Here is a 6,413-nt window from a genome sequence, read left to right as displayed (position 1 = left end):
ACGAGCGACTCGCGGCAGCGGTTGCCGCAGGTGGACACCCAGCGCTCCATCTCCAGCGACTTGTCGAAGATCAGGCCCAGATCGTCCAGGGCGCGCGAGGCGATGGCGCCGGTGCCGCCCACGCCGTGGCCGTTGAGCACGGCGTCCTTCTCCACGAGCACGACCTTCGCGCCGTTCTCGGCAGCCGACAGGGCGCAGCAGGCGCCGGAGTAGCCGCCGCCGATGATGAGCACCTCGGTGTCCACCGTCTCGGTGATCTGGTCGGCCGCGATGGGCTCGGGCTTCACTTCCCAGGTGTGCTTAGCGGCCTCGCCGGTCTCGGACAGCGCGGCGTCGGCGGCCCCGCTCTCCTGGGGCGCGCAGCCGGCCACGCCGAGGGCGGCTACGCCGGCGGCGCTGAAGGCAGCGCCCTTGAGCAGATTGCGTCGAGAAATTGCAGTCATGTTTCCCTCCATAGTCTCGTATGACCTGCGCGCCGGCACCGTCGCGCCCCACGCATCCGCGGGCAACGCGAGCGGGCGCCGACTCCTCCCCGGCTTTCTCCTTGCCGGGATCGAGGGCCACTATGCCCGTTTCGACGCGGCCGCGTAAGCCACCAAATTGGGTATTTTGCCGCGTTGGAACCGCCGCATTTCGGGTGCCCCATCACGCTTTTGAGGGGGACATATTTTGGGTTGTTTTTGGAAAGTGCCTGTTCAGGGCCGTCTATCGTTCCGAAGTTCTTGGCGGCGGCCGCCGGGGCGGCCGCCGACGGCTGATACAATGCTCCCAGGGAAGGAGGGCGTCATGGAACGAGCGAGGCGGCTCATCGAGGGGCTGCGCATTCACCATCTGGGATTCGGCTTCTTCTGGACCGTCACCTTCGTGACCCTCACGGGGTTCCAAGACGGCGGCGTGCTCGCCGGACCGTGGCACCTCTATGCCCTGTCCGACGAGATTCTGCTGCCCGCGGCCGTGGGAGCCCTCGGCCTCATCTGCGCGCTGCGCCGTCGCGAGCTGCCCCACGGCGCGGCATCGGCCGCCAGCTTCATGCTCAGCGGAGCCGCGCTGCTGTACTTCCTCACCTTCCGATTCGGGGAGGGAAGCGACCTGCTCGCCGTGGCGTCGGGACTGCTCATGGGTGGCGCCTGCGCGCTGTTCTTCCTCCTCTGGGAGCTGTTCTACGTCACCGAGGGCCAGCAGCGGGCCCTCATCTGCATTCCGCTGTCGGCGGCCATGTCGGTGGCGCTCTACCTCATCGTCAGCATGCTGCCCGCGGTGGCCATGGCCTTCGTCACGGTAACGGTGCTGCCCTTCCTGTCGCTTGTCAGCCTGCAGCGCAGCCTCGCAGAGATCGAGATGGACACGGTGCCCGCCCTCACGCGCCCGTGCCTGCGCCGCGCCATCGGCGATTTGTGGCGTCCTGCGCTGTGCGTGGGCATCCTGGGGTTCGCGCAGAAGCTCGTCGGCAGCGTGGGCTCCTCGGGGGCCGGAAGCACCCTCGCCGTGCTGCTCGGCTTCGCGGCGGCGGCCCTTTTGGTGGTGGCGCTCGAGCTGTTCCTGTCGAAGGGCTTCGACATCCTGCACATCTACCAGCTGCTGTTCCCGGCGCTCACCATCGTGTTCCTGCTGCCGTCGCTGCTCGGACAGCAGTACGCGCCCCTGCTGGACGCCTTCCTCATGTTCGGCTTCGAGGTGCTGAACCTGCTGCTTATCATCACCTGCGCGGTGTACACCGTGCGCAACGGCCTGCCGCCCTCGCCGCTGTACGCGCTCAGCATCGCGCCGGTGCTTCTGGCCATGACCCTCGGCGGCGTGGCCGGCGCCCTGCTCGGCCCGGCCCCCTCCAGCGATTTTGCCCACTGGGCGAGCGTCATCCTGTTCTGCATCGTGCTGCTGTCGGTGGCCCTCGTGCTGGTGGCGCGGGGGAAGGGCGAGGCGTCGGCCTCCCTCACCGATGCCGAACTCCTCAACCGCGCGCCGCGATCGTCGGCGAAGGGGGCTGCTCCCGCCGAGGTACCCTCCGACGTTGAAGAGGCCCCGGCCCAGGAAGACCGGGGCGCCATCGTGGGCGCGTACCTGAGGGAGCGCGGCCTCTCCCCGCGGGAGATCGAGGTGGCCGAGCTGCTCATGAAGGGGCACACCGTGTCGGCCATCGCCGGCAAGCTGTTCATATCGGAGAACACCACCCGCGGCCACACGAAGAGCATCTACAAGAAGCTCGACGTGCACTCCCGCCAAGAGCTGGTGGACCTAGGCGACCACCTGAGCAGCTAAGACCGCCAGGACCTAGGGCAGTGGAACGCCTTGGCGGTCTCGGCACCATCCCAGCCAGCATCTGGCATAAAAATAAGGAGCGGAATTCGCATCCCGCTCCTAGCAACAAACTCACGAAAAAGGAAAATCTGAACTAAACACCAATCGAACACTCGAGCAAACACATAACGGGGCTATCTTAAGACAAGCTCTCTTCTTCGTCAACTACACGTGAAGCCAATAGCTATCAGGCCGGGCAATGAGACGTGCGTTGTTGTACGCCATATCAATGGTAAGGCACGTGTGCCCATAGTAAACAGACCGATCATCGCTCAAGGAGAGCACAAGCGCAAGATCCGCGGTGTTGGGATTCGTCAAATAGAGGGGCATAAGAAGCTGTATCCGACCTTTGTAATATTGGGGAACAACAGTTTTGTAATTAGCCTGGATGCGCTTCCTGACCTTGCGTATCTCCCCGTCGATCACTGACATGCAGAGGGACTCGCCCCCTTCCCGTAAACTAGAGGGAATGCGACGGAAATTCTCAGGGTCATGAATAATATGATTCCACTGAGGAACGATTTCCAATCTGCTGTCGAACAAGAGCAGGCTAGGATCTTCGAAGTAATTTGCCCGCCTCAAGCGCGAGCATGCCTCGTGGCTTATGGGCCGATATTGCATTGTATAGCTGTTGCAGAAGGAGATAAACTTCCAAGGCTGCCTATTCTCATTTGGGTTCTTCTCACAGTAGAAATATATCTCCTGCCAGTTTCTATCGAAAAGCCCGGTGTTGAAACAGGCCACATCGCCGTCTATGTAGATCAGCGTCTGCTTGTCTTCGTCCGCCGCTTCCTCTCGATCATGCCAAAGTTTCTCGAAGGTAAAGTACAGGTAGTTCTTCAATATCCCGAAATCATTTTTTCCCGAGCAACTCCATCTCTCAGGCTCTAGCTCGTCCAAAGCAAGTTGCCGAACCCGACTTGTAAAAAACTCATAGTTGCCCAGAAAAGCCCAGTCTCTTAACTTCAATTTATTACCCCCATGAATACTATTGGATTAAATAACTTTCCTATTATAGCGTTTAAATATGATTTACCGCTATTATTTATTACCAAAGTCGATAGTTTGAACCACGCGGCCACCGCAAGGGGGGGGGACGACCACATGGACAGCTAGAGCCTCTAGGGCCTAGGGCAGCGGAACGCCTTGGCGGTTTCGGTGGTTTTCTGGCCAAAAGTTGGCTCTCTGCACGAGCGAACCACTTATTAGCGGCCGAAATCGGAACAGAAGTCTCCCTGCACGCGAGAAAGTGGCCAAAAAGGAGCGCTCTGCACGAGCGGACAGGGTGCACCTGGCCAGAAGACCCGGCACTAGGGAGTTCGACTCTTCACAGCCCTTCACAGCCCTTCACGATCCTCCACAACCCTCTATGGTCCTCCGCAACGCTTCACCGCTCTGAGCCCTTCTTCCCATCACCCCACCTCTCCCTCAAATGCGAAGCGGGCCGGCTCCGGGGAGGGAGCCGACCCGCTGAAGGCGCCTTGCGTCGTTATGCCGCTGAAGGACGCGCGATTCGCCGGATCTGCGCTGTGAGGCACCTGGCGACGCAGCGGGGTACCCGGCCTCCCCGACGCAAAGCGGGCCGGCTCCGAGGAAGGAGCCGGCCCGCTGGGGTGCTGGGACACGGAAGGTGCTAGCGATGCTCTATCGCAGAGGAGCGACACAGCGGGGCACCTGATGCCGCGGCGGTTCACCGCACTTGCGCGGCGGGCGCCTGGCCACGCGGCGGGGTGCCTGGCGACGCAGTGAGGCACCGGGTCCCCGCAGCTCGCTGGGTTTACGCGGCGTTCTGCTGTTGCTGCTGGCCGTAGAGGCGCAGCATGTCCTCGATGCTCATGCCGCGACCGCCCTGGGACTGGTCCATGGACTCCTGCTCGGTCTCGGCCTTCTTCTGCTGCTGGGTGGCGGAGTCGTCGCCCAGGGTCACCTGGACCTCCTTCTCCTGGCCGCCGCTGTTCACGGTGAGCGTCACCGTGTCGCCGGGGTTCTTGGTGCGCACGTCCAGCATGAGGTCGGAAGCCGACTCCACGGCCTGGCCGTCGAAGGCGGTGATGATGTCGCCCGGGACGATGCCGGCCGCCGCGGCACCCGAGCCCTCGGAGACGCCGGCCACGTAGGCGCCGGTGTCGACCGGCAGGCCGTAGCGCTGGGCCAGCGAGGCGCTCACGGTGGACAGGCTCACGCCGAGCTGGGCGTGGGTAGGCTCCTCGCCGGCAATGATCTGCTGCGCCAGGTTGATGGCGTAGTTCACCGGGATGGCGAAGCCGACGCCGGAGTAGTTGCCGGAGTAGGAGGTGATGAGCGTGTTGATGCCGATGAGCTTGCCCTCGTCGTCCACGAGCGCGCCGCCGGAGTTACCAGGGTTGATGGCCGCGTCGGTCTGGATCATGTTCGGGTAGATGGTGATCTCACCGGTGCCGCCGGCCTGGGTGGACTCGGAGGCGTCCATGATCTGGGAGCGGCTCGTGGCGCTCACGATGCCCGTGGCCACCGACTGCTCGAGGCCGAAGGGGGAGCCGAGGGTCATGACCCACTCGCCGATGGTGAGGTTGTCCGAGTCGCCGATCTCCATGGGGGTCAGGCCGCTCGCGTCCTTGGCCTTCAGCACGGCCACGTCGGAGGAGGCGTCGGTGCCCACAAGCTCAGCGTCGTAGGTCTCGCCGGCCACGGTCACCTTATAGGCGGCGCCGCCCTCCACCACATGGTTGTTCGTGATGATGTAGCCGTCCTCGGACAGTACCACGCCAGAGCCCTGGGAGTACATCTGAAGCTCCTGGCCGCCCTGGTCCTGCGGGGTGCCGTAGCCGTAGTTGTAGCCGAACAGCTCCTCCAGGCCGCCCATGCCGCCCATGGACTGCGGGGCGGCGTACACGTCAATGGCCACCACCGAGGGCAGGCACTTCGCGGACACGGCCTCGGCCAGAGTGGCGTCCTCGCTCGGGGCGATGACGGTGGACTGGCCCGTGGAGGGGTCGGTCACCACCGGCGCCGACGAGCCGGAGCCGTTCATGGCCCCTACCGCGCCCCACACGCCGAAGGCGAGCACACAGGCGACGAGCGCGCCAGCGAATGCGATGAGGAAGGTCTTGCCGTCGGAGCCCTTCTGGGCGGCGTGCTGGGCGTGCACCGGCTCAGCCTCGTAGGTCTGCTGGGCGCCCACGTGCGGGGCCGCGTAGGCGTGCTGGCCGGGCTGGGCCGCGTAGGGCTGCGCCGGAGCTGCGGGCTGGGTGGGCTGGAGGGGCGCCGGCTGCGGCGCCGCGCCGTCAGGCTGGGGAATGTTCCCGCCGGGGGCGGGGGTTCCGTTCATATCGGTCATGGAAGTCTCCTTTGCAGAGGGGTTGTGCCTTGGTGCTGCCGCAAACATTAGCACGCCCCTGAGAGAATCCACCATGCTGGCAACCCATCGTCACGCTTGCGTCACGGAGATACACCACCTGGTGTACACCATAAGGAGAGGGCGCCCCTCCCGAGGAAGGACGCCCTCTCATCTGAATCGGCCCGGCCGGTGCGCGGCCGGATGCCGTGCCTAGTCGTTCTCGCGGCGGCGCATGCGGGCGGCGGCCAGGAGCACCGCGCAGCCGGCAACACAGGCGAGCACCACCATGAGCGACCCGCGGGCCGCGTCTCCCGTCTGGGCCAGGCGCAGCAGCGTGCGGTCCATCTTCTTGTCCGTGGACGCGCCGTCATCGCCACGGTCGTCAGACAGGATGCCGCCCGAGGCGTTCACGTCCGCAGACGGGTACACCGGGTCGGGGTTGCTCACGCCGGGATGCTCCACCAGGTAGTCCGTCCAGCCCTCGGAGGGTACGAACGGGCCGCCGGGGGTACCCGAGGCCCCGCCGGGCTGGCGGGTGGAGGGCAGCGTGCCATGGGCCGTGGCCGTGTTGCCCACGTCCTTGCCCACCGCGTCCTCGGTCACCACGACCTCGAAGCTGACGCTCACGCTCGCGCCTCCCGGCAGGTCGCCGCAGGACACCGCCAGCACGCGCGTCTTCACGTCGTAGGCCGTATCGGGCACCTCGTGGGTCTGGCCGGAGGCATCGGTCAGCACGATGGTGTTCGTGAGCACCTCGAGCCCCTCGGGCACCTCGTCGCGGATGACCGCGTCGTACCACATG

General features: G+C 64.8%; 5 protein-coding genes. 1 reads left to right on the top strand and 4 read right to left on the bottom strand.

The window, feature by feature from the left end; translation table 11 throughout:
• On the bottom strand, positions 1-443 hold a 443-nt coding region (locus Q5064_RS11240; protein WP_302964731.1), incomplete at its 3' end, for an FAD-dependent oxidoreductase.
• A 343-nt stretch (positions 444-786) separates the two neighbouring features.
• Between Q5064_RS11240 and Q5064_RS11235 the strand changes: the two genes are divergently transcribed.
• Positions 787-2,256, top strand: a complete 1,470-nt coding sequence (locus Q5064_RS11235) for a helix-turn-helix transcriptional regulator (RefSeq protein WP_302964730.1) — start codon at positions 787-789, stop codon at positions 2,254-2,256.
• A gap of 204 nt (positions 2,257-2,460) precedes the next feature.
• Here the strand turns inward: Q5064_RS11235 and Q5064_RS11230 are convergent, their stop codons facing one another.
• From Q5064_RS11230 to Q5064_RS11220, 3 genes are all read right to left on the bottom strand, one after another.
• Positions 2,461-3,195: a DUF3825 domain-containing protein gene (locus Q5064_RS11230; RefSeq protein ID WP_302964732.1), complete on the bottom strand. Its 735-nt coding sequence runs from the start codon at positions 3,193-3,195 to the stop codon at positions 2,461-2,463.
• An 877-nt stretch (positions 3,196-4,072) separates the two neighbouring features.
• Positions 4,073-5,611: a S1C family serine protease gene (locus tag Q5064_RS11225; protein ID WP_302964728.1), complete on the bottom strand. Its 1,539-nt coding sequence runs from the start codon at positions 5,609-5,611 to the stop codon at positions 4,073-4,075.
• Positions 5,612-5,821: 210 nt separating this feature from the next.
• Positions 5,822-6,413 (bottom strand): hypothetical protein (locus tag Q5064_RS11220; protein ID WP_302964727.1); only part of this gene is annotated, 592 nt, incomplete at its 5' end.

The organism is uncultured Adlercreutzia sp., assembly GCF_958431955.1.
Taxonomy (GTDB): domain Bacteria; phylum Actinomycetota; class Coriobacteriia; order Coriobacteriales; family Eggerthellaceae; genus Adlercreutzia.
This window is presented reverse-complemented; position numbering and strand designations above follow the sequence as displayed.

Bases quoted from the DNA above. Each gene is read 5' to 3' on its own strand.
- Q5064_RS11235 (WP_302964730.1), top strand. From the start codon at position 787: ATGGAACGAGCGAGGCGGCTCATCGAGGGGCTGCGCATTCACCATCTG.
- Q5064_RS11225 (WP_302964728.1), bottom strand. From the start codon at position 5,611: ATGACCGATATGAACGGAACCCCCGCCCCCGGCGGGAACATTCCCCAG.